17 protein-coding genes are annotated in these 18,299 nt (G+C 65.7%); 15 read left to right on the top strand and 2 right to left on the bottom strand.

Translation table 11 applies throughout. The annotated features are described in order from the left end of the window. Positions 1 to 199 precede the first annotated feature (199 nt). The 15 genes from B2246_RS27915 (at position 200) to B2246_RS27845 (ending at position 16,323) form a co-directional block, all read left to right on the top strand. Entirely contained in the window at positions 200 to 1,882 is a 1,683-nt protein-coding gene (locus B2246_RS27915) for a ClcB-like voltage-gated chloride channel protein (RefSeq protein WP_186425969.1), read from the top strand. A gap of 166 nt (positions 1,883 to 2,048) precedes the next feature. Then, positions 2,049 to 2,426, top strand: a complete 378-nt coding sequence (locus B2246_RS27910) for a hypothetical protein (protein ID WP_286882475.1) — start codon at positions 2,049 to 2,051, stop codon at positions 2,424 to 2,426. A gap of 63 nt (positions 2,427 to 2,489) precedes the next feature. Continuing rightward, a complete protein-coding gene (gene miaB / locus B2246_RS27905; protein ID WP_008648608.1) occupies positions 2,490 to 3,842 on the top strand; it encodes a tRNA (N6-isopentenyl adenosine(37)-C2)-methylthiotransferase MiaB in 1,353 nt (450 codons plus the stop codon). A gap of 20 nt (positions 3,843 to 3,862) precedes the next feature. After that, the gene (locus tag B2246_RS27900) at positions 3,863 to 4,858 is read left to right on the top strand and encodes a PhoH family protein (protein WP_008648613.1); all 996 of its coding nucleotides are present in this window, start codon (positions 3,863 to 3,865) and stop codon (positions 4,856 to 4,858) included. A 2-nt stretch (positions 4,859 to 4,860) separates the two neighbouring features. Further along, complete coding sequence (gene ybeY / locus B2246_RS27895; protein ID WP_186425966.1) at positions 4,861 to 5,598, top strand: rRNA maturation RNase YbeY; 738 nt, start codon at positions 4,861 to 4,863, stop codon at positions 5,596 to 5,598. 144 nt (positions 5,599 to 5,742) lie between these two features. Beyond that, entirely contained in the window at positions 5,743 to 6,630 is an 888-nt protein-coding gene (locus B2246_RS27890; protein WP_011515324.1) for an HlyC/CorC family transporter, read from the top strand. A 92-nt stretch (positions 6,631 to 6,722) separates the two neighbouring features. Then, positions 6,723 to 8,255, top strand: a complete 1,533-nt coding sequence (gene lnt, locus B2246_RS27885) for an apolipoprotein N-acyltransferase (protein WP_152415039.1) — start codon at positions 6,723 to 6,725, stop codon at positions 8,253 to 8,255. A gap of 483 nt (positions 8,256 to 8,738) precedes the next feature. Further along, positions 8,739 to 9,692: a glycine--tRNA ligase subunit alpha gene (gene glyQ, locus B2246_RS27880; protein ID WP_008648968.1), complete on the top strand. Its 954-nt coding sequence runs from the start codon at positions 8,739 to 8,741 to the stop codon at positions 9,690 to 9,692. Further along, positions 9,689 to 10,309: a hypothetical protein gene (locus B2246_RS27875; RefSeq protein WP_008648966.1), complete on the top strand. Its 621-nt coding sequence runs from the start codon at positions 9,689 to 9,691 to the stop codon at positions 10,307 to 10,309. Before glyQ ends, B2246_RS27875 begins: the two co-directional genes overlap by 4 nt. Positions 10,310 to 10,339: 30 nt before the next feature. After that, a complete protein-coding gene (gene glyS / locus B2246_RS27870; protein ID WP_035881387.1) occupies positions 10,340 to 12,463 on the top strand; it encodes a glycine--tRNA ligase subunit beta in 2,124 nt (707 codons plus the stop codon). A gap of 33 nt (positions 12,464 to 12,496) precedes the next feature. Next, positions 12,497 to 13,078: a D-glycero-beta-D-manno-heptose 1,7-bisphosphate 7-phosphatase gene (gene gmhB, locus B2246_RS27865; protein WP_286882476.1), complete on the top strand. Its 582-nt coding sequence runs from the start codon at positions 12,497 to 12,499 to the stop codon at positions 13,076 to 13,078. 29 nt (positions 13,079 to 13,107) lie between these two features. Further along, the gene (locus tag B2246_RS27860; RefSeq protein ID WP_008644043.1) at positions 13,108 to 13,869 is read left to right on the top strand and encodes a lysophospholipid acyltransferase family protein; all 762 of its coding nucleotides are present in this window, start codon (positions 13,108 to 13,110) and stop codon (positions 13,867 to 13,869) included. Continuing rightward, on the top strand, positions 13,866 to 14,744 hold the full coding sequence (locus B2246_RS27855) for a M48 family metallopeptidase (RefSeq protein WP_008644044.1): 879 nt from the start codon (positions 13,866 to 13,868) through the stop codon (positions 14,742 to 14,744). Before B2246_RS27860 ends, B2246_RS27855 begins: the two co-directional genes overlap by 4 nt. Before the next feature lie 259 nt (positions 14,745 to 15,003). Beyond that, the gene (gloA, locus tag B2246_RS27850; RefSeq protein ID WP_008644047.1) at positions 15,004 to 15,411 is read left to right on the top strand and encodes a lactoylglutathione lyase; all 408 of its coding nucleotides are present in this window, start codon (positions 15,004 to 15,006) and stop codon (positions 15,409 to 15,411) included. A 6-nt stretch (positions 15,412 to 15,417) separates the two neighbouring features. Beyond that, positions 15,418 to 16,323, top strand: coding sequence for a DMT family transporter (locus B2246_RS27845; protein ID WP_008644048.1), 906 nt, complete (start codon positions 15,418 to 15,420; stop codon positions 16,321 to 16,323). 65 nt (positions 16,324 to 16,388) lie between these two features. Here B2246_RS27845 and trpS read toward each other — a convergent pair whose 3' ends face one another. Further along, on the bottom strand, positions 16,389 to 17,417 hold the full coding sequence (trpS, locus tag B2246_RS27840) for a tryptophan--tRNA ligase (protein ID WP_017511086.1): 1,029 nt from the start codon (positions 17,415 to 17,417) through the stop codon (positions 16,389 to 16,391). Between the two features lie 42 nt (positions 17,418 to 17,459). Then, positions 17,460 to 18,296: a 16S rRNA (adenine(1518)-N(6)/adenine(1519)-N(6))-dimethyltransferase RsmA gene (rsmA, locus tag B2246_RS27835; RefSeq protein ID WP_008644052.1), complete on the bottom strand. Its 837-nt coding sequence runs from the start codon at positions 18,294 to 18,296 to the stop codon at positions 17,460 to 17,462. Between the last annotated feature and the right edge of the window lie 3 nt (positions 18,297 to 18,299).

Below are 18,299 nucleotides of genomic sequence, written 5' to 3'. Positions count from 1 at the left end.
ATCGTGGGGCAGCTCGGGTAGAAAACCGTTACCTGAGGGTCAGGTTCGGCGGGACAGGTCGATTGCCCCCGTCTCCGATCAGGAAAGGGCCGTAGTGTACCAGTCCGGCGAGAGACCCGGAGCGATACGATATCGAGGTGGCGCTGCGCTATCATTGCGGCCACCCGGCCCGCCCCCCCCACCGTCACCGCTCATCGCCATGCGGCTCCGTTTTCTCGAAGATCAGGAAGTCACGCTTTTCGCGGCCATCCCCGTGGGGATCCTGGCCGGCATCGTCACGACGCTATTCAAGACCGCGCTCGAATCGAGCGGGCTGGTCATGTTCGGCACCGAGGCGGACATCGTCATGGTGTTCGCCGGGCTCGCCGTCGCCTGGCGCGTAGTGATCCCCGCACTTGGCGGCGCGCTGGCCGGCGCGTTGCTCGTGGTGGCCAACCGCCTGGCTGCCGCCGAGCCCGGCCCGGCCGACTACATGGACGCGGTATCTCGCGGCACGGGGCAGCTGCCGCTGAAGATCACGCTGCTGCGCTCGTTGTCGTCGTTCTGCTCGATCATCTCGGGCAGTTCGGTCGGCAAGGAAGGCGCGATGATCCAGCTTGCGGCGCTATGCGGCTCGCTGTTCCCGTCGGCGCGCGCCGACCACACCTCGGGCGACACCAATATGCGCCGGATGCTGACCGCCTGCGGCGCGGCAGCCGGCCTGGCCTCGGTCTATCACACGCCGCTTTCTGCCGCCGTCTTCGTTGCCGAAGTCGTGTTCGGCGCACTGGCCGTGCAGCGACTGATGCCGCTGTTCCTGGCCTCGGTGGCGGGGGCGATGGTCAGCCAGTGGCATGGCGGCCTGCAACCGCTCTATCCCGGCCTCCATATCGAACCCGACCTGCGCCCGCAGATGCTGATGGCAGCGGTCTTGCTCGGCGTGCTGGCCGGCGCGGCCGGTGCCCTGTTCATGCGCGCCACCACGATCGCACGCAACGGCTTCCGTCACGTGCCCGGTGGCCCGGTCGCCCGTCTGGCGCTCGGCGGCGCACTGGTCGGGATGCTGGCGATCGTGGTGCCGGAGGTGGTCGGCAACGGCTACTTCACGATCCAGACGATCCTCCAGGGCCATCCGCTGTCGGTGCCGGTCTGGGGCGTGCTCGTGGCGAAGCTCGTGGCCACCGTGACCAGCATCGGTTCGGGCGCGGTGGGCGGTGTCTTCACGCCGTCGCTGTTCGTCGGCGCGGCGCTTGGCCAGTTGCTGGCGATGCTGGTGCCCGGTGGCGGCATGACCCCGGTGCTGCCGCTGGTCGGCATGACCGCGTTCCTGGCGGCTACCAGCCAGGCGCCGCTGATGTCGGTGCTGATGGTGTTCGAGATGACGCTGGCCCCGGCGCTGCTGCTGCCGTCGATGATCGGCGCCGTGGCGGCCTACTACACGGCGTCACGCTGCCAGACCCTGTCGCTCTACAGCGTGGTGGTGGAGCGCGAGCAGGCCTCCGCGGCTGCCGAGCGCGCCCGCAGGCTCCAGCTGGCGGGCCTGTGCGACCCGACCGACACCGTCATCGACCCCGGCGCCAGCGTGGCCCAGGCCGCCGACAAGTTTGCCGAGACCGGCACGCGCTACCTCTATCTGGTCAATGCCGACGGCGCGCTGATCGGGGCAATCTCGATCCACGCCGTCCAGCGCGCCCAACGCGATGCACCCTCGGCAAATCTGCTGGACCTCGGCGACCTCGGCTTTCCGTCGTTGACGCCGGATTCGCGCCTGCGTGACGCGCTGGAGATTTTCTCGGTCCATGGCATCAACCGGATTCCGCTGGTCCGCGACACCACCGGCCGCGAACTGATGGGTACGGTGTCCAAGCAGCGGGTGCTGCAGGAAGCCTCCTCCTTGTTCTGAATACGCCACACCGGGCCCGGCCACCGTCCCCCGCTCCGGGGACAAAAGGGTAGAATCGCGGGTTATCCTGCCAGCGCGATGCCGGCCGTTTTCGGGACCGCGGTGACCGCGTCCGGCGCCGGTGGCGTTGTAGTTCCACTCGCTCGCCACTTTTGCCGGAGCCTTCATGCCCAAGCTGTTTTCGCGTCTGTCGCTGGTCGCGTGCGCCGCGACGCTGCTGATGTCCGTGGCCCCCGCCATGGCGCAGGAAACCCAGCCGATTCCCGGCGCGCCGGTGCGCGTGATCCCTGCGGATGCCATGATGGCCCGCATGGAAATCGTGCGATCGACAGATACGGACCCGATGCGCGCCAAGCTCGACGGCAAGGCCTTTGGCCTGGCGCCAGGCCTGCGCATCTTCAGCACGGAAACGCTGCTGATGAATCCGGTCACCGTGGCCGGCAAGAAATTCCCGGTGCGCTACAAGCTCGACCTGTACGGTCAGCTGCTGACCGCCTGGGTCATGACCGACGCCGAAGTGAAGGCCTGGAAGGCCGCGCACTGACGCATTTTCGATTCAACCTGTTGTGCCCTTGATGCCCCCAGGTAAACCACTGAGACCGGCACCATGAAGAAGGTATTTGTCAAAACGTACGGCTGCCAGATGAACGAGTACGACTCGGACAAGATGGTGGACGTGCTGAACGCCACGCAGGGCATGGAGCCCACGGACAACGTCGAAGACGCCGACGTGATCCTGTTCAACACCTGCTCGATCCGCGAAAAGGCCCAGGAGAAAGTCTTCTCCGAACTGGGTCGCATGAAGGCGCTGAAGGCCGCCAAACCCGATCTGGTAATCGGCGTGGGTGGCTGCGTGGCCAGCCAGGAAGGCGCCTCGATCGTATCGCGCGCGCCGTATGTCGACGTCGTGTTCGGCCCGCAGACACTGCACCGCCTGCCCGACCTGATCAACCGCCGCCAGCAGACCGGCCTGTCGCAGGTCGACATCTCGTTCCCGGAGATCGAGAAGTTCGACCACCTGCCGCCGGCGCGCGTGGACGGCCCGAGCGCGTTCGTGTCGATCATGGAAGGCTGCTCGAAGTACTGCAGCTATTGCGTGGTGCCGTACACCCGCGGCGAGGAAGTATCCCGCCCGTTCGAGGATGTGCTGGCCGAAGTGGCCGGGCTGGCCGAACAGGGCGTGCGTGAAGTGACGCTGCTGGGCCAGAACGTCAACGCCTATCGCGGCGCGATGGGTGGCACGAGCGAGATCGCCGACTTCGCGCTGCTGATCGAGTACGTGGCCGAAATCCCCGGCATCGAACGCATCCGCTACACCACCAGCCACCCGAAGGAATTCACGTCGCGCCTGATCGAGCTCTACGGCCGTTGCGACAAGCTGGTGAACCATCTGCACCTGCCCGTGCAGCACGCGTCCGATCGCGTGCTGGCAGGCATGAAGCGCGGTTACAGCGTGCTGGAGTACAAGAGCATCATCCGCCGGCTGCGCGCGTTGCGTCCGGACATGTCGATGTCGTCGGACTTCATCGTCGGCTTCCCCGGCGAGACCGATGCCGACTTCGACAAGCTGATGGCCATGGTTCACGAGATCGGCTACGACACCTCGTTCTCGTTCATCTTCAGCCCGCGCCCCGGCACGCCAGCGGCGAACCTGCACGATGACACGCCGCACGAGGTCAAGCTGCGCCGCCTGCAACTGCTGCAGGCCACGATCGAGGAGAACGTGCAGCGCATCAGCCAGGGTATGGTCGGCACGGTTCAACGCATCCTGGTGGAAGGCCCGGCGCGCAAGGACCCGACCGAACTGCACGGCCGCACCGAAAACAACCGCGTGGTCAACTTCGCGCTGCCGGGCGTGCCGCAGGCCCAGCGCGACCGCATGATCGGCCAAATGGTCGACGTGAACGTCACGCAGGCATTCCCGCATTCGCTGCGCGGCGAGTTCGTCGTGCGCCAGTAAGCGCCGTTCAACAAGGCCCCATGAAGATTCCAACCGCCGAATTCGTCGCTCCCAGGGACGACAACACGCGCCTGCAGAACCTGTGCGGGCCGCTCGACGAGAACCTGCGCCAGATCGAACAGGCGCTCGACGTGACGATCCAGCGCCGCGGCCACCGCATGACGGTGCGCGGCGAACGCGCCCAGGACGCGACGCTGGCGCTGGAGCGCTTCTACAACAATGCCCGCGTGTCGCTATCGATCGACGACGTGCAGCTTGGGCTCGTGGAATCGCGTCAGGTGGCCGCGCATGGCGCCTACCTGCCGAGCACGGAAGGCGACGACGGTTCCAGCATCGAAGACGAATCGCCGGTGCTGCATACGCGCCGCACCGGGCTGCAGGGCCGCACGGCCATGCAGCGCGACTATCTGCGCAACATCCTGTCGCACGATCTGACGCTCGGCGTCGGCCCGGCGGGTACCGGCAAGACCTACCTCGCCGTGGCCTGCGCCGTCGACGCGCTCGAGCGTGACGTGGTCAAGCGCATCGTGCTGACGCGCCCGGCCGTGGAAGCGGGCGAACGGCTCGGCTTCCTGCCCGGTGACCTGGCGCAGAAGGTCGACCCGTACCTGCGCCCGCTCTACGACGCCCTCTACGACCTGCTCGGCTTTGACCGCACGCAGAAGATGTTCGAACGCCAGATGATCGAGATCGCGCCGCTCGCGTACATGCGCGGCCGCACGCTCAATCACGCGTTCATCATCCTGGACGAAGCACAGAACACCACGCCGGAACAGATGAAGATGTTCCTGACGCGGATCGGCTTCGGCTCCAAGGCCGTGATCACCGGCGACACCACCCAGATCGACCTGCCGCGCGGCCAGAAGAGCGGCCTCGTGGAGGCGCAGCACGTGCTGCGCGACGTGCGTGGGGTGTCGCTCACACGCTTTACCAGCGTCGACGTCGTTCGCCACCCGCTCGTGGCGCGCATCGTCGAGGCTTATGACGAATATCACGCCCAGCACAAGGACGCCTGATCTTGACCAAGAAGTCTCCCAATGCCACCAGCCTCGTGCTGTTCGATGCCGATGGCCGCGCCCGCAAGGCAAACGCGCACGCGCTGCGTATCCAGCTGGCCGACGGCCGCAGCCTGACGCTGGACCTGTCCCAGGCCGGCGACGGCGTGGTGGCGCTGCTCGCCGAGCACACCGATACCCGCCAGCAGGCTGGCCTGCTGGTGCGCCCGGACAACAGCGACGCGCTGTCCGTGGCCGTGACCGCCACGCCGATCGTCACCACCACGGGCACGCCGGCGACCCCGCCCGCGCTCGAGCTTGACGTGCAACATGGCGATGGCGTGTCAAAGCGCAACGGCCTGCCGAGCCGCAAGCAAATTGAGAAATGGGTGAAGTCCGCGCTCTATGCCGACGCCGCGCTGACAGTGCGTTTCGTCGACGAGACGGAAGGCCGCACGCTGAACCGCAGCTACCGCGGCAAGGACTACGCCACCAACGTGCTCACGTTCGCCTATGCCGAGAACGACGACGATCCGGTAGCCGGCGACATCGTGCTGTGCTGCCCGGTGGTGGAGTCCGAAGCCAAGGCGCAGAAGAAGTCGCTCGAAGCCCACTACGCCCATCTGATCGTGCACGGGGTGCTCCATGCCCAGGGCTACGAGCACGATGACGACACCGAGGCCGAGGAAATGGAAGCCATCGAGACCGAAACGCTGCAGGCCCTGGGTTACGAGGATCCGTACAAGCCGATCCGCGAGTAACAGCCAGTCTGGCTCCCCACTCCCGCAAGCGTGAGCGGGGAGCACGAAAAGCCACCTGATCAGCCGCCCCACCCGGCCCTGTCACGGGCCCGGAAGGCTTTTAGTGTATGCTTCAGACGATCTCCACCACGCGCTAGCCGCGACATGAACGACCCCTATCCCAGTTCGAAGCCTGCCAATCATAAGCAGACGGATCGACCACGATCCCTACTCGAACGCCTTTCGGACTTCATCTCTCCCGAGCCCGATACCCGCGCCGAATTACTGGAAGTGCTGCAGGACGCGCACGAGCGTAACCTGATCGACGCCGACTCGCTGTCGATGATCGAAGGCGTGTTCCAGGTGTCTGAACTCACCGCGCGCGACATCATGGTGCCCCGGGCGCAGATGGACACGGTCAACATCGCGGACGCGCCGGAGACCTTCATCCCGTACATGCAGCAGACCGCGCACTCGCGCTTTCCCGTCTACGAAGGCAACCGTGACAACATCATCGGTATCCTGCTGGCCAAGGACCTGCTGCGCTATTACACGGACCCGAACTTCGACCTGCGCGAAACGCTGCGCCCGGCCGTGTTCATCCCCGAGTCGAAGCGGCTGAACATTCTGCTGCGCGAGTTCCGTATCAATCGCAATCACATCGCGATCGTCGTCGACGAATACGGCGGCGTGGCCGGTCTGGTCACGATCGAGGATGTGCTCGAGCAGATCGTGGGTGACATCGAGGACGAGTTCGACCTCGACGAGGACCATGACAACATCCTGCCTACCGCCGACGGCGCCTGGCGCGTGCATGGTCTGACCGAGATCGAGCAGTTCAACGAGACCTTCGGCACGGCATTTCCCGATGACGACGTCGATACGGTCGGCGGCCTGCTCACGAACCATGTGGGCCATGTACCGCATCGTGGCGAGATCATCACGCTGCCGCCGATGCAGTTCGAAGTCCTGCGCGCGGACGCCCGCCAGGTGCACCTGCTGCTGGTGCGCCGCGAGGCGCCCGCCGAACCGGCTCTCGTCGCCGAAGCATGACGCGTGTCGGCACGCCCGGCGCCGTGGGCACCCCTCGGGCCGGTTCGGCCGACTCACCAATGGGCGGCACGCCGCCCTCCCCTTTTCAGACCATGCAAGTCACGTCCCGCTCCGGCACCGTGTTCCGGCTGCTGATCGCGGCCGTCCTGGGCGTGGCCCATACCCAAGCCTTCGCACCGCACAACTGGTGGTGGCTGCAGATCCTGTCGCTGGCCGGACTCGTCGCGCTGATCGCCGGCGCCCCACGCCCGCGCGCCGCAGCGGCCACGGCCTATGCCTTCGGGCTGGGCTGGTTCCTGTCCGGCATCTGGTGGCTGTTCATCAGCATGCACGTCTACGGCGAGATGCCGTCGTGGATGGCTGGGCTGGCCGTAGTGCTGTTTGCCGGCTACCTGTCGATCTGGCCTGCCCTGGCCGGCGCGGCCTGGCACTGGTTGACACAACGCGGCCGTGATGGCGTGCTCCCCGCGCTGGCGTTCGGCGCCACGTGGGCGCTCTCCGAGTGGCTGCGCGGCGTGGTGTTCACGGGGTTTCCGTGGCTCGGCAGTGGCTATCCCCACACTGACGGCCCGCTGGCGGGCTTCGCGCCGCTGATCGGCGTCTATGGCATTTCCGCGCTGGCCGGGTTCATCGCGGCCTTGCTGGTGGCAGTCGTCGGCGCCATCGGTCGCCAGCGAAAAGCCCGAACCGCGGTGCTCGCCGGCGGACTCGCGGTAGGCGTGCTGGCCTGCGGCGCGGCGCTTGCGCCGATCCAGTACACCTCGCCCTTCGGACAACCGATCCATGTCCGGCTGCTGCAAGGCAATGTGGCCCAGGACATCAAGTTCGAACCCGAGGGCATCGAGCGATCGCTGGAGCTTTACCGCGACCTGATCACCGAGGCGCCGGCCGATCTGGTGGTCACGCCGGAGACCGCATTCCCGGTAATCCTGCAGGAACTGCCCGTCGAGATCGCCCGTGCGGTGCGTACCTTCATGGAAAAGACCGGCACCACGATCATCTTCGGCGCTGCCGGCGCCGATTCGCCGGTGGATTTCACCAACAGCGTGTTCGCGATCGGCCCGGAACAGGATCAGCTCTACCGCTACAACAAGCACCATCTGGTGCCATTCGGCGAGTTCATCCCGTTCGGCTTCCGCTGGTTCGTGGACATGATGAAAATGCCGCTAGGCGATTTCCGGCGCGGTACGCTGGACCAGCCAGCGGTTCCGGTGCGCGGCATTCATGTGGCACCGAATATCTGCTACGAGGATTTGTTCGGGGAGGAGATCGCGGCCACGCTGCGCCAGCAGGCAACACCGGCCAACGTGCTGGCCAATGTCACGAACCTGGCCTGGTTTGGCGACACGATCGCACTGGACCAGCACCTTCAAATCTCGCGGATGCGCGCGCTGGAAATGCGCAGGCCCATGCTGCGTGCCACGAATACGGGCATGACCGCCGTGGTGGCACCGGATGGCACGGTGCAGGCAAAGCTGCCGACGTTTCACGTGGGGACGCTGACCGCGACCGTGCAGGGCATGCAGGGCCTGACGCCTTACATCCGCTGGGGCAACGTGCCGGTGCTGATCGGCAGCCTGCTGGTGCTGTTGGTGGCCGCCCGCGCGCGACGCGCGCGCGGGTAGGCGAAACGACGGTGCGAAGCCTCGGGGCTTAGCCGATCACCGAAGTGGCGATCGAGACGGCCGCAGCGGCGGCCATCACAGCGATGGCGACGAGGTACGGTTTGCGAGACAGCAGCGACATGACCAATCCCAAGAAGTAAAGATGATGTTTCCCGGAGCGCCTTCCGGCCTGTGCATCGACCCACGCGGATAAGGGAGGCGGTTCCAGCCGCAGCCTGTTCGTTTTGTGTTCAGCCGCGTGCTTCAACTGTATACAAAAACGTTATCGGCACCTATAAGACGGTTCTGAAACCCCGGTCAGGATTTACCCGACCCGTTGCAAAAGCCCGACAGTGTCGCCAAGCATGATTCATGCCCCGCCCCCCCTGTTTCGACGTCGCTTGCGCGGGGGGCGACCCAAAAACCCGATAGAATTCAAGGTTTGGCAAACCCCGCGCGAGACGGCTCGCGCACTTGCCCGCCAGATTTCCTTTTCGTCTTCCTATGCTGACCTTCCAACAAATGATTCTGACCCTGCAGGCCTACTGGGACCGGCAGGGTTGCGCGCTGTTGCAACCGATCGATCTGGAGGTCGGCGCCGGGACGTCGCACGTGCACACCTTCCTGCGCGCCATCGGCCCGGAGCCGTGGCGTGCCGCATACGTGCAGCCGTCGCGCCGTCCCAAGGACGGCCGCTACGGCGAGAACCCCAACCGCCTGCAGCACTACTACCAGTACCAGGTGGTGCTCAAGCCGGCGCCCGAGAACATTCTCGAGCTGTACCTCGGCTCGCTCGAGGCGCTGGGCCTTGACCTGAAGCAGAACGACATCCGCTTCGTCGAGGACGACTGGGAAAATCCAACGCTCGGCGCATGGGGCCTGGGCTGGGAAGTCTGGCTCAACGGCATGGAAGTGACGCAGTTCACCTACTTCCAGCAGGTTGGCGGCATCGACTGCAAGCCGATCACCGGCGAAATCACCTACGGCATCGAGCGTCTGGCGATGTACCTGCAGAAGGTCGAGAACATCTACGACCTGGTCTGGACCGAATGGCAGGAGAACGGCGAGACGCGCCGCCTGACCTACGGTGACGTGTACCACCAGAACGAAGTGGAACAGTCCACCTATAACTTCGAGCACAGCAACACGGAAATCCTGTTCCGCCACTTTGCCGAGCACGAGAGCGAAGCCAAACGCCTGATGGGCGATACCGGCGAAAAGGCCGAAGGCGAGCAGGAGAAGGCCGCTGGCACACGCCTGGCGCTGCCGGCCTATGAGCAAGTGCTCAAGGCCGCCCACACCTTCAACCTGCTGGACGCGCGCGGCGCGATCTCCGTGACCGAGCGTGCCGCGTATATCGGGCGAATCCGCAATCTGTCGCGCCAGGTGGCGCAGGCCTACTACGACTCGCGGGAAGCGCTTGGCTTCCCGATGTGCAAGACCGAGGCCCGCGCATGACACCCCATCTGCGCGGCGTCTGTGCGATCGTCGCGTTGGCCGTGTCCGCCGTGGCGGTGTTCGGTGGCAGCGCCGACGCCCTGGCACGCACCGCATCGCCGCCAAGTCCGCAGGCGCTCTACCTGCCCGAGGACCTGAGCAATGTTTGCGAAGCCGACCAGCAGGCCCTGCAACTGGCCATCACGCGGCACTGGCGTCCGGCGCTCAAGTCAATCGACCAGTGGACGCAGCTCGTGCGGTCGTTCTCGTGCGACCTGTCGGGCTCGCGCGATCTCGGCTGGCACCGGGTGCCGCTGCGCGCCTATGAAAGCGCGATCCGCTACCCGCTGCAGTGGGCCGAGTGGGAAGACCACAACGGCCGGCCGCGCCGCACCGTGCGCACTTACTATTCGGCCGCGCAGCTTCCCGCCAAGATCGAGTTCTGGATCGGCGGACGCATCGACGAGATCCGTTATGACCGTCGTACGCAGCGGATCGACGCACGCTTTCCAGCCGCGGGTACCCGCGGCGCTTCCGGCGTGGCGGCGCAATGCGCCTACACCACGCTGCAATTCCGCCAGCAGAATGGCCTGTGGCTGCTGTCTGGCGTGGAACCCAATCTCTCGCCGCGCTGCTAAGCGCGCGCCCATACCTGTTGGATACGATTCATGTCGCAACCCATGACCGATTCGCTGCTGATCGAACTGTTCACTGAAGAACTGCCGCCGAAGGCGCTGGCACGCCTGGGCGAGGCCTTTGCCCAGGGCCTGTTCGACGGCCTCGGCGCGCGCGATCTGCTCGAAGCAGGCGCCACCGTTACGCCTTTCGCCACGCCGCGCCGCCTGGGCGCGCTGGTCTCCGGCGTGCGCCGCACCGCGCCGGACCGTGAGCAGCGCGAGAAGGTACTGCCGCTGACCGTGGCGCTCGATGCCAACGGCGCCCCGACGGCTCCGCTGGGCAAGAAGCTGGCGGCACTGGCCAAGTCGGTCGGCGTAGCCGAGATCGACTGGCAGACGCTAGAGCGCGCCTCCGATGGCAAGGCCGATGCGTTCTTCTACCGCTATACCGCGCGCGGCGCGACGCTGGCCGATGGCCTGCAGGCAACGCTCGACGAGACGCTGACCAAGCTGCCGATCCCGAAGGTGATGAGCTACCAGCGTCCGGACGGCACCACCGTGCATTTCGTGCGTCCGGCACACAGCCTGATCGCCCTGTATGGCGCAGAGATCGTGCCGGTTTCGGCACTCGGACTGCAAGCCAGCAATCTCACGCAAGGTCACCGCTTCCTGTCGCAGGGCACGATCGAGATTCCCCACGCGGCCGAGTACGCCGGCCTGCTGGAATCGCGCGGCCGCGTCGTCGCCGGCTACGCCGACCGGCGCGAGCGCATCCGCACGGCGCTGCTCAAGGAAGCCGGCGCCGACAAGGTCATCATGCCGGACTCGCTGCTCGACGAGGTGAACTCGCTGGTCGAATGGCCGGTGATCTACCCGTGCCACTTCGAGGAAGCCTTCCTGGCCGTGCCGCAGGAGTGCCTGATCCTGACGATGCAGACCAACCAGAAGTACTTTGCGCTGACCGATGCCGAAGGGCACCTGCGCAACCGCTTCCTGATCGTCTCGAACCTGGCCACCGACACGCCGCAATCGATCATCACGGGCAACGAGCGTGTGGTGCGCCCACGCCTGGCCGATGCGAAGTTCTTCTTCGACCAGGACCGCAAGAAGACGCTGGCCTCGCGCGTGCCGCAACTCGCCAACGTGGTCTACCACAACAAGATCGGCAACCAGCTCGACCGCGTGCAGCGCCTGCAGCAGATCGCCGGCCATCTTGCCGACGCGATGAACGCCGCCGGCGCCCCGGTCGACAAGGCCGCCGCGATGCGCGGCGCCGAACTGGCCAAGGCCGATCTGCTGACCGACATGGTCGGCGAGTTCCCCGAGCTGCAAGGCACGATGGGCACGTACTACGCCCGCCACGACGACGAAGCCGAGGACGTCGCCCTGGCCTGCTCCGAGCACTATCGCCCGCGCTTTGCCGGCGACGCGCTGCCAGCAGGCAACGTGAGCACCGCCGTGGCGCTGGCCGACAAGCTTGAGACGCTGATTGGCATCTGGGGCATCGGCCTGCAGCCGACCGGCGAAAAGGACCCGTTCGCACTGCGCCGCCACGCGCTGGGCATCCTGCGGATGCTGATCGAAAAACCGCTGGCGCTGTCCCTGAACGACGTGCTGGGTCTGACCGAACAAGCCTTCGCCGGCATCGCGGCGGTCAAGCCTTCGCGCGAAGCGATCACCGACTTCCTCTTCGACCGCGTACGTGGCTACCTGAAGGACAAGGGCTACACGACCAACGAGGTGGAAGCCGTGGTCAGCCTGCGCCCGCAGCAACTGCACGACATCCTGGCGCGCATGGAAGCCGTCCGCACGTTCGCGGCGTTGCCTGAAGCCGAAGCCCTGGCCGCAGCGAACAAACGCATTACGAACATCCTGAAGAAGACGGACGAGGCAATCGGCAGCGTCGATGTATCGCTGTTCCAGGAGGCCGCCGAAGGCGCGCTGCACGAGGCGATCGAGCGCGTGCGCCCGGGCGTGGAAGCCGCGTTCGCGGGTGGTGATTTCACCGCCGCGCTGCGCGACCTGGCCCAGCTTCGCGATGCCGTGGACCGCTTCTTCAACGACGTGATGGTCATGGCCGAGGACGCAAAGCTGCGCGCCAACCGCCTGGCGCTGTTGGCCACGCTGCACAGCCTGGCGAATCGCGTCGCGGACATTTCGAAGCTGGCGGCCTAAGCTGTCTCATACGCTGCATCACCGGAGCGCGCCATGCCACAGTCCCAGTTGAAGTTCGTCATCCTGGATCGCGACGGGGTCATCAACCGCGACAGCGACCAGTTCATCAAGACACCCGACGAATGGATACCGATCGAGGGTAGCCTTGAAGCCATCGCCATGCTGAACCAGGCCGGCTACCGCGTGGTGGTGGCCAGCAACCAGTCGGGCATCGGCCGTGGCCTGTTCGAGATGAGCGCGCTCAACGCGATGCACGAGAAGATGTACAAGGCGCTGGCCAACCACGGTGGCCGCGTCGAAGCCATCTTCTTCTGCCCGCACACGGCCGCCGACAACTGCGACTGCCGCAAACCCAAATCCGGCCTGTACGAGCAGATTGGGGAGCGGTTCGGCATCGAATTGCGCACCGCGCCCACGGTGGGAGATTCGCTGCGCGACCTTCAGGCGGGCGTGGCGGTTGGCTGCATCCCGCATCTGGTTCGCACGGGCAAGGGCATGAAAACGCTGGAAAAAGGCGGCCTGCCCGATGGCACGCGCGTGCATGACGACCTGGCAGCGTTTGCGCGCTGGCTGATCGACGATGCGGCGCCCAAGCCGCAACCAACCGCGCCCTGATATCCGTCCCCGATTACCGCCCCCGATCGATGACTTTCCTCCGTTCCCTGCTGTTCTCGCTGTACCTCCTGGCACTCACGCCCCCCTATGCGTGCCTTTGCTTCATCGTGTTTCCGTTCATGAACGCGGAGAACCGCTTCCGCTTCGTGCGCGGCTGGACAAGGCTTGTAATCTGGGCGGGCCGCCTGATCTGCGGCATCCACTATCGCATCGAGGGCATGGAGCAGGCGCAGTCGATGCTCGACAAGCATGTGGTGCTGCTGTCCAAGCACCAGTCCGCATGGGAAACCGTGGCCTATGTGGCCCTGATGCCCAAGCCGCTGTGTTTCGTCTTCAAGCGCGAGCTGCTGCTGGTACCGTTCTTCGGCTGGGCCCTGGGGATGCTGAAGATGGTCCATATCAATCGCAAAGATGGCCCGCGCGCGTTCGCGTCGGCCGCCCGCCAGGGCCGCGACCGCCTGGCAGAAGGCGCCTGGATCATCATGTTCCCGGAGGGCACGCGCACCGCCTCGGGCCTGGAGAAGCCGCGCTACAAGAGCGGCGGCGCCCGTCTGGCAGTGGAAACCGGTGCATGGGTGATCCCGATGGCTGTCAATTCGGGACGACTCTGGCCCCGCAACTCCTTCCTGAAATATCCGGGCATGATTACGATTTCGATCGGCGCCCCGATTGCGTCGGCCAACAAGACCGCAGACATGCTGAATCAGGAAGTCGAAACGTGGATCGAGGCAGAGATGCGCCGCATCGATCCAGACAGCTATCGCCGCGCAGGTAACCAGGCCACCGCATGAAGCTGCTGCGTCCTGCTCCCGAGACACCCGGCGCGCAGCTCGAGCTGCCGCTGGCGGAGGCATTGCCGCCCGTCACGCCGGAGCAGCAGGACCTGTCGCCGACATCCGCGCCGCACACACCCGAAACCGCGTCGCCCTGGCCCCCGGCCCTGCCCAATGGCCGGCGACTGCAGGTGGGCGAACGCACGGTGCACTACGCCCTCAAGCGCTCGTCGCGGCGCACCATCGGCTTCACCGTGGACGATCGCGGCCTGTCGATCACCGCGCCCCGCTGGGTCACCCTGGCCGACGTCGAGGCAGCCATCCTCGAGAAGCAGCGCTGGATCTTCAACAAGCTGGGCGAATGGCGCCATCGCGAAGCACGCCGCATCCTGCCGACGGTGCAATGGCGCGACGGCGCATCGTTACCGTTCCTGGGCCAGCCGATCACCCTGCAACTCGAATCGCCGGCCGGCGTGCTGATGTTCAATGCGGAATTGCGCATGCTGCATCTGGCCCTGCCCGCGCACGCCGACGAGCAGCAGATCAAGGACCGCGTGCAGGGCTGGATGCAGAACCAGGCGCGCCGCCTGCTGGCGGAGCGGCTGGACATCTATGCCGCGAAACTGGGCGTGCGTCATACCGGCTTCGCCCTGACCTCGGCAGCCACGCGCTGGGGAAGCTGCACGGCCGACGGCAAGATCCGGCTGAACTGGCGCCTCATGCATTTCCCTCTGTCGATGATCGACTACGTGGCCGCCCACGAGCTGGCGCATCTCAAGGAGATGAACCACGGACCGCGTTTCTGGGAAACAGTGGAATCGATCTTCCCCGAGTTCCGCGACGCCCGCGCCCAGCTTCGCGCGCATCCACCGGAACTGTTGCCGACGTTCTGACGTTCTGACGTTCCGGCGCTCCGGCGCCCTCGTCGCTCACCGTGCATACCGTGCGTCCAGGCGCCATCGACGGATATGTTCCACACCTGGCTGTAATCACCGGCCTCCGGCGACTGGTCGCCCCGCACGCTGTTGTCGAACCACGCATACCGAAACCGGGTATCGGCATAGGGACCGACATCGACGGCGGCCGGCGCGTTCCGCGGCATGGGAATAGAATGGCGGACTCTGTCTTTACAGTTTTGCCAAAGAGACCCCCATGCGACTTCTCCACACCATGCTGCGCGTTGGCGACTACCAGCGCTCGATCGATTTCTACACGCGCGTGCTCGGCATGACGCTGCTGCGCGAGAGCGACAATCCCGAATACAAGTACCGCCTCGCCTTCGTCGGATACGGCCCCGAGACCGAGACCGCCGTCATCGAACTGACCTACAACTACGGCGTCGACAAGTACGACCTCGGCACCGCCTATGGCCATATCGCCCTGGAAGTACCCAGCGCGGCCGAAGCCTGTGAGCGCATCCGGTCGGCCGGCGGCAAGGTCACCCGCGAAGCCGGTCCGGTCAAGGGCGGCACCACGGTGATCGCGTTCGTAGAGGACCCGGACGGCTACAAGATCGAACTGATCGAGCGTCACTCGACGCGCGACGCTGCCCGCCCGTAACGCGCAATGAGCGCGCAAGCAATGACGCGGCGCCCGCTGGACGGCACGGCCATCGGGTTGATGGTGCTGCTGTGCGCCGCCTGGGGGCTCCAGCAGGTGATCATCAAGGTCACCGCCCCGCTGATGGGCGCCGTGCTGCAGGCGGGTGTGCGCTCGGCCATCGCGGCGCTGCTGGTGTTCGGCTTCGCGGCCTGGCGCGGCACGCCGCTCTGGGAACGCGATGGCACATTGCGCGCGGGACTGGTAGCCGGACTACTGTTCGGGGCCGAGTTCTTCTGCATCTTCGTCGGACTCGGCCACACCACCGCATCCCGTATGGCGGTGTTTCTCTATACAGCCCCGATCTTCACCGCACTCGGCCTGCACCTGTTTGTGCCGGGCGAGCATCTGCACCGGGGCCAGTGGCTCGGCGTGGTTCTGGCGTTCTGCGGCATTGCGCTGGCCTTCGCCGACGGTATTGCCTCGCCTTCCACGCAAGGCAGCACGGTGATTGGCGATGTCCTGGGCATGGTGGCCGGCGGCTTGTGGGCGGCGACAACCGTCGTCGTGCGCGGCAGCAAGCTGTCTGGTGCCCCTGCCAGCAAGACGCTGCTCTACCAGTTGGGTGTGTCGGCGGTGATGCTGCTGTTGATGGCGCTGGCGGCAGGCCAGGCGCATACGGTGGAAATCACGGGCTTCGTCGTGGCAAGCCTGTTCTACCAGTCGGTGCTGATCGCGTTCGCGAGCTACCTGATCTGGTTCTGGCTCTTGCGCCAGTATCTGGCATCACGACTGTCAGTGTTCTCGTTCCTGACGCCGCTGTTCGGCGTGGCATTCGGCGTGCTGCTCATGCACGACCACGTCGGCGTGCGGTTCGCCCTGGCGGCGGTGATGGTGCTGGGGGGGATTGTGCTGGTGAATCGGCGGGCGTAGTGCACCCCGGCGGTTTGTCGCCCTCTCCCGCGTAGCGGGCAAGGGCGACAACGATCCGTGCCGAATTACTGCGGAAACGAGAACATCCCCAGCGCGCCGCGCACTTCGTCCAGCGTCTGCTGGGTGATTTCGCGGGCTTCAGCGGTGCCCTTCTTCAGGATGTCGAACACGTAGCCCGGGTCCTGGGCAAGCTGCTCGCGGCGTTCGCGGATCGGGCGCAGCATTTCCTGCAGGACGCTTTCCACACGGCGCTTCAGCACCATGTCGCCCAGGCCGCCACGGCGGTAGTGCTCCTTGAGCGCTTCCACTTCGGCCGGATTCGGATCGAATGCGTCGAGGTACGTGAACACGACATTGCCTTCCACCTGGCCCGGATCGGACACCTTGAGGTGGTTCGGATCGGTGTACATCTTGTGCACGGCTTCGCGGATCTGGTCCGGCGACGCGCCGAGCGGAATCGCGTTGCCCTGCGACTTGCTCATCTTCGCCTTGCCATCCACGCCCGGCAGACGGCCATGCTTCGGGATCAGCGCGGCGGCTTCGGGCAGCACCTCGCGGCCCACCTGGTTGTTGACCCGACGCACGATCTCGTTGGTCTGCTCGATCAGCGGTGCCTGGTCTTCGCCCACGGGCACCAGCACGGCCTTGAAGCCGGTGATGTCGGCGGCCTGCGAAGCCGGGTAGCACAGGAAACCAGCCGGGATGTCGCGGCCGAAGCCACGCGCCTGGATTTCCTCCTTGATCGTCGGGTTGCGCTCCAGGCGCGATACCGTGACGAAGTTCAGATACATCAGCGTCAGTTCCGCCAGCGCCGGCAGGTGCGACTGCACCGAGATCGTGGTCTTGGCCGGATCGATGCCCACGGCGAGGTAGTCGAGCGCGACTTCGAGCACGTTGCGGCGCACCTTGTCGGGATCGTGGGCGTTATCGGTCATCGCCTGGGTATCGGCCAGCAGCACGTACTGCTTGTGCGTCTCCTGCAGGGTGACGCGGCTCTTCAGGGAGCCGACGAAATGGCCAAGGTGAAGCGGGCCGGTAGGACGGTCGCCAGTCAGGATGACGGGACGCTTATCAGGGTTGGTCTGGTCAGTCATGGGCGTCGCAAGGACTTCAGGGTATTCAGGATAAAAATGGGCTCAGGCCACGCGGGCGGGCGGCTCCGCCCCACCGACGATTCGCGCGAGCTCGACATACTCGGCAACAGGCACTTCCTCGGCGCGGCGGGTCAGATCGAAGCCCAGCGCGTCGAAATCAACCTGGTCGCGCAGGAACGACAGCGTATTGCGCAGCACCTTGCGGCGCTGCGAGAACGCGGCGGTCACCACATCGCCCAGCACGCCCGCATCGCACGCGGCGTACGGCGACCGCAGCGTGCCATCCTCGGCGCGTGGCCACGGAATCATGCGCACCACGGCGGAATCGACCTTCGGCGGCGGATTGAACGACGCGGGCGGCACATCGAGCACGTGCTCCATGTGATAGCGGACCTGCAGCATGATCGACAGGCGGCCATACGATTTGTTGCCGGGGTCGGCCACCATGCGCTCGACCACTTCCTTCTGCAGCATGAAATGCTGGTCGCGCACGTCATCGGCGAAATCCACCAGATGGAACAGCAGCGGGCTGGAAATGTTGTACGGCAGGTTGCCGACGATGCGCAGCGCGCGGCCGGGCTCGCGCAGCTTGCCAAAGTCGAACGCCAGCGCGTCGCCGGCGTGGACCACAAGGCGGTCGCCGTAGCGCCGGCGCAACCGCTCCACGAGATCTCGGTCGAGTTCGACCACCTGCATGCCTGGCAGCCGCTCCAGCAGCGGATCGGTCAGCGCGCCGAGGCCCGGACCGATCTCGACCACGATGTCGTTTGGCTGCGGGTCGATCGCGCTGACGATGCCATGAATAATGCCGTCATCGACGAGGAAGTTCTGTCCGAACCGTTTGCGGGCCACATGGCCCTGATGCACGTTTGAACGCATAAG

Source organism: Cupriavidus sp. UBA2010, assembly GCF_002335265.1.
In the GTDB taxonomy this organism is placed as follows: domain Bacteria; phylum Pseudomonadota; class Gammaproteobacteria; order Burkholderiales; family Burkholderiaceae; genus Cupriavidus; species Cupriavidus metallidurans.
This window is presented reverse-complemented; position numbering and strand designations above follow the sequence as displayed.

What these genes read in the sequence shown, in the direction of transcription:
- miaB (WP_008648608.1), top strand. Translation starts at nt 2,490, where the DNA reads ATGAAGAAGGTATTTGTCAAAACGTACGGCTGCCAGATGAACGAGTAC.
- trpS (WP_017511086.1), bottom strand. Translation starts at nt 17,417, where the DNA reads ATGACTGACCAGACCAACCCTGATAAGCGTCCCGTCATCCTGACTGGC.
- B2246_RS27860 (WP_008644043.1), top strand. Translation starts at nt 13,108, where the DNA reads ATGACTTTCCTCCGTTCCCTGCTGTTCTCGCTGTACCTCCTGGCACTC.
- B2246_RS27915 (WP_186425969.1), top strand. Translation starts at nt 200, where the DNA reads ATGCGGCTCCGTTTTCTCGAAGATCAGGAAGTCACGCTTTTCGCGGCC.
- B2246_RS27875 (WP_008648966.1), top strand. Translation starts at nt 9,689, where the DNA reads ATGACACCCCATCTGCGCGGCGTCTGTGCGATCGTCGCGTTGGCCGTG.
- B2246_RS27900 (WP_008648613.1), top strand. Translation starts at nt 3,863, where the DNA reads ATGAAGATTCCAACCGCCGAATTCGTCGCTCCCAGGGACGACAACACG.
- lnt (WP_152415039.1), top strand. Translation starts at nt 6,723, where the DNA reads ATGCAAGTCACGTCCCGCTCCGGCACCGTGTTCCGGCTGCTGATCGCG.
- glyQ (WP_008648968.1), top strand. Translation starts at nt 8,739, where the DNA reads ATGCTGACCTTCCAACAAATGATTCTGACCCTGCAGGCCTACTGGGAC.
- gmhB (WP_286882476.1), top strand. Translation starts at nt 12,497, where the DNA reads ATGCCACAGTCCCAGTTGAAGTTCGTCATCCTGGATCGCGACGGGGTC.
- rsmA (WP_008644052.1), bottom strand. Translation starts at nt 18,296, where the DNA reads ATGCGTTCAAACGTGCATCAGGGCCATGTGGCCCGCAAACGGTTCGGA.
- gloA (WP_008644047.1), top strand. Translation starts at nt 15,004, where the DNA reads ATGCGACTTCTCCACACCATGCTGCGCGTTGGCGACTACCAGCGCTCG.
- B2246_RS27855 (WP_008644044.1), top strand. Translation starts at nt 13,866, where the DNA reads ATGAAGCTGCTGCGTCCTGCTCCCGAGACACCCGGCGCGCAGCTCGAG.
- B2246_RS27910 (WP_286882475.1), top strand. Translation starts at nt 2,049, where the DNA reads ATGCCCAAGCTGTTTTCGCGTCTGTCGCTGGTCGCGTGCGCCGCGACG.
- B2246_RS27845 (WP_008644048.1), top strand. Translation starts at nt 15,418, where the DNA reads ATGAGCGCGCAAGCAATGACGCGGCGCCCGCTGGACGGCACGGCCATC.
- glyS (WP_035881387.1), top strand. Translation starts at nt 10,340, where the DNA reads ATGTCGCAACCCATGACCGATTCGCTGCTGATCGAACTGTTCACTGAA.
- B2246_RS27890 (WP_011515324.1), top strand. Translation starts at nt 5,743, where the DNA reads ATGAACGACCCCTATCCCAGTTCGAAGCCTGCCAATCATAAGCAGACG.